General features: G+C 66.7%; 6 protein-coding genes. All 6 read right to left on the bottom strand.

Annotated elements, in window-relative coordinates:
* The coding region (locus ACE3UY_RS09370) for an aminotransferase class I/II-fold pyridoxal phosphate-dependent enzyme (RefSeq protein WP_374687279.1) at positions 1–692 on the bottom strand (692 nt) is incomplete at its 3' end.
* Between the two features lie 7 nt (positions 693–699).
* On the bottom strand, positions 700–1,182 hold the full coding sequence (locus ACE3UY_RS09365; RefSeq protein ID WP_374687278.1) for an Lrp/AsnC family transcriptional regulator: 483 nt from the start codon (positions 1,180–1,182) through the stop codon (positions 700–702).
* Positions 1,183–1,335: 153 nt separating this feature from the next.
* Entirely contained in the window at positions 1,336–1,476 is a 141-nt protein-coding gene (locus ACE3UY_RS09360; RefSeq protein ID WP_374687277.1) for a hypothetical protein, read from the bottom strand.
* Between the two features lie 369 nt (positions 1,477–1,845).
* Positions 1,846–2,694 (bottom strand): endonuclease/exonuclease/phosphatase family protein, encoded by an 849-nt coding sequence (locus ACE3UY_RS09355; RefSeq protein WP_374687276.1) that lies wholly within the window; start codon positions 2,692–2,694, stop codon positions 1,846–1,848.
* 1 nt (position 2,695) lies between these two features.
* Positions 2,696–3,475 (bottom strand): hypothetical protein, encoded by a 780-nt coding sequence (locus ACE3UY_RS09350; protein WP_374687275.1) that lies wholly within the window; start codon positions 3,473–3,475, stop codon positions 2,696–2,698.
* Positions 3,476–3,575: 100 nt separating this feature from the next.
* Positions 3,576–3,807 (bottom strand): hypothetical protein (locus tag ACE3UY_RS09345; RefSeq protein WP_374687274.1); only part of this gene is annotated, 232 nt, incomplete at its 5' end.

The raw sequence follows: 3,807 nt of genomic DNA, 5'->3' as shown, positions 1-3,807 counted from the left end.
TAGGCCCGCACGGGCGGGGCGCAGCGGCCGTCGTAGGCCAGGAAGCCGTAGGGGTCGTCCTCGACGATGGGGAGCCTATAGGCTTCGGCCACCTCGGCCAGCCGGCGGCGCTTTTCTTCGCTGACGCTGACGCCCAGTGGGTTGTGGGCGTCGGGGATGACGTAGAGAAAGGCTGGCCGCGCCCTCCGCTCCAGGTGGTCGATCACGTCGTCCACCTCAATGCCCGTCGTCAGGTCGGTGCGCACCGGCAGCACCGTCGGGCAGGCGGGGGCCACGGCCTGCTGGATGCCGGGGTAGACGATCTCCTCCAGCATGACTTCGCCTTCGGGGTCGAGCAGCAGCCGGGCGAGCACGTCGAGCGCCTGTTGCGCGCCGGTGGTGATGAAGATCTGCTCCTCGTCGCAATCCACGCCGCGTTCGGCCATCAGCCGGACGATGTGGGCCTTCAACGGGGCGAAGGGCGGCCCATATTGGAGGGCGCGCGGGTCATCGGCCAGGACGCGCGCCAGGGCAGCGGCGTAATCGGCCGTGGGGAACAGCTCCGGCGCGGGCAGCCCGCCGGCAAAGGACAGAATGCCCGGCCGCGACACCACGGCGAGCATCTGGCGCAGCACCGAGCGCTGCATGGTCTGCGTCCAGTGCGCCAGACACAGTTCCGGCGCGACGGGTGAAGGGGGAACGGCGGTGAGCATCGGTGGGTTACTCCTCGGCCGGCGGCTCGCACAGGGGGACGGCGGCCGCGGCCTTGATCTCGCTGAGCACCAGGCTGGTGCGAATCTTGTCCATGCCGCGCACCGGGGTCAGCGTCTCCAGGATGAAGCGCTCCAGGTGTTTGCGGTTGCGGACGATGACCTTGAGCAGGTAGTCGAACTCGCCCGTCAGGTGGTGGCACTCCAGCACCTCGGGCATGGCCGCCACCTCGCGCCGGAAGTGGGCGACGGCGTCAGGCTCGTGGCGTTGCAGCGTGACCTGGACGAAGCACAGCATGTCGAAGCCGAGCGCCTCGCGGTCGACCACGGCCGCATAGCCGCGGATGACGCCGGCCTCCTCCAGCCGGCGCAGCCGCTTTTGCAGTCCGGTGGCCGACAGCTCGACGCGCCGGGCCAGTTCGACGTTGCTCAGCCGGGCGTCCTCTTGCAGGGCGCGTAACAGGGTGCGGTCAATGGCGTCCAAGGTGATCATAAGTCAGTCGGTGAGGCGAGTTGCGATTCTGAACGCAGTATAGCGATTCCGGTGCGGAATATCAACGGCTAAACGCACAATAGGTTGATTATTTGACCGATCCCGCCTGAGTAGTTTGTAGTCAGGCCATTTATTGCCGTTCTTTCCATCGCGCTAACGTTGCTTGTAGCGCGGGTTGGCAACCCGCATCTCCGACCGCCCGAAACGCGGGATACCCTCCCGCGCTACCATGAAGGCGCTATAGACCACGAACCAGACAGGCAGCGCTATCACCTGACCACCGAGGGTTGCCACCACTCCCCTGAGTCGAAGGGTTCGAAGGGTTCGAAGGGTTTTTCGCAAACTCCTCACGTAAGAAAATAACTTGGCGAAGTTTGCGAAAAACCCTTCGAACCCTTCGAACTGTTCGGACCACCGCCATCAGCCTAGACCAGCATGTGCCACAGCCGTCCAGTGGCAGTGAAGGGTTTGAATAGTTTGAACAGTTTTCCGCAAACTCCTCACGTATAAAAATCACTTGGCGAAGTTTGCGGAAAACTGTTCAAACTGCTCAGACCACCCCCGCCAGCCCAGTCTGAACGGGCCTGTAGGACGCAGCCCCACCGATAGCCGGCCTCGGCCGGCGTTGCTGGCTAGCCCGGCGCCTTTAGGCCCGGGCGGTCTCTACAAGTGTACAGGCTGGAGGCGCACAACCACCGCCCCATGATCGGAAAAAGGAATATCAGACGACATCACGTGCCGGCAACCGGTTACGCGCAATTCGGGGCGGCCCGGCCGCAGGAAGAGATAGTCCAACCGCCGCCGCCACACCCGGCCGAATAGCCGCAATTCGTGCGTCGCCCCGCCGGCCGACGGGTGCAGCGCCCGAAACGTATCGATCCAGGGCCAACTGTCCACCGCGGTTGACGACAAGTCGGCCATCTGCGGCGCGTCCTCATCGGCGTTGAAATCGCCCCCAACAAGCGCCGGCCGCCCCTCCGCCGTCGCCGCCACCCAGCGCCGCAACCGCGCCGGTTGCCGCCGGTTGCGCCAGGGGCGCAGGCTGTGGTGGGTGGTGTAGACCATCACCTCGCCCCAGGGCGCGCGCACCGAGACGCCCAACGCCGCCCGCCGCCACAGCCGCCGCGTGGCCGTCAGCGGCAGAACGATGGGGTCAGTCAGCGGATAGCGGCTGAAGACGGCCACCCCCTCCTCCCGCCCAATAGACGTCACGCGCACGTTGACGCGCGCATAGACCCGGCCCAGCCCGAGCCGCTCGGCCAGCCAGTTATCTACACGAAAATCGCGAGTGCGACCAACCTCCTGGCAGAGCAGTACGTCCGCCCGCTCCGCCTCGACCAGCCGGGCGAACGCCTCCAGCCGGGCCAGCGTCGCGGCGCGGCGCTCGCGGTTGGGCGGGAAGAAAGGGTTACGCAGATTGGCCGAGAGCACGGTCAACGCGCCCTCGGCCGGAGGGATGGAGGGAAGGAATGGCGGCAGGTAAGCTTCGACGGCGAAGGGCGGCCGGGCCACCTTACTTGAGCAGGCTCGTCGCCAGTTCGACGATGGCGGCCACCAGATCGCCGACGCCGGGCACAGCCGACAGCTTGGCCGCCGCCCGTTGCAACAGTTCGCCCAGTTCGGCCACGTACTCCCGGTCGGGCGCGTCGCCGGCCACTTCCTGGGCCAGCGCGTCAAGCCGCTTGGCGAGGTTGACCGCGTCGGCCGCCTGCGCCTCTGGGGCGCGACCCAACGCCGCCTTGAGTTGACCGACGAGTTCGGCCAGCCGCGCCTTCTGGTCGGGCGCGGCGGCGGGCATGGCCCCAATGCTCTGGACGACGTTGTCGAGGCGCGACTCGATGTTGAGCACCGCGCCGCGGAAATCGCCGGACATCACGTACTTGCTGCCCTTGATCTCGTCGCCGCCGACCGTCTTCTGCCCGGCGTTCACGTCGCCGCCGGCGCTGATGCCGCCGCCAACGAAAGCCCCGCCGCCGGTGTTGAGCGTGCCGATCTGGTAGATCGTGGCCGCCTCGGCCTCGGCCGCGCTCTGGGGCAGTTCCAAGTCGGCCGGCGCGTCAGGCCAGGTGACGTTGCCCCGCTGCTGGCGCACTTCGGCCAGCAGGTCGGGCAGGAGGCCCTTGCGGGCGGCGTCGTAGATCAGGGAGTTCACCTTGGTCGGCTTGGTACCGCCGCGCAGCGCATCGTAGTCGATGCCCAGGAGAAAGGCCAGCGTCTCGATCTCCTCACCGCCGAAGTAGGTGGTCAGCTTCGTCTGTAGCTCCGCCAGGAACCGGCGGCTTGCCTCGTTCATAGTGCCTCCAAAGAAAATTAGGAATTAGGAATTAAGAATTAGAGTGCGGTTTACCAGCGCCCTCTCTTACTCCTAATTCCTAATTCTTAATTCGTAATTCCTAATTCATAATTCGTCTTGTTGCGGCGGTAATCTGCCGGGCGGCGGCGGGAATGCCGGGGCGGGCGTCGGCCAGGGCTTCGGCGGCCCGCTCCAGGGCGCGCCCACCCGCGTCGGCCATCTCCGCGTCGCCGGCCTCCAGCGCCGCCGTCAACCGGGCCAGCCGGGCGGCGACCGCCTCGGCCTCCCTGGCCCGTTCGGCCGGCGCGCGCTTCAATTCCGCCTCCAGCGCC

It is taken from the genome of Promineifilum sp. (SeqCode) (genome assembly GCF_041918635.1).
Classification (GTDB): Bacteria; Chloroflexota; Anaerolineae; order Promineifilales; family Promineifilaceae; genus Promineifilum.
Note: the sequence above shows the minus strand (reverse complement) of the source record. Positions and strands in the feature narration are given on the sequence as shown.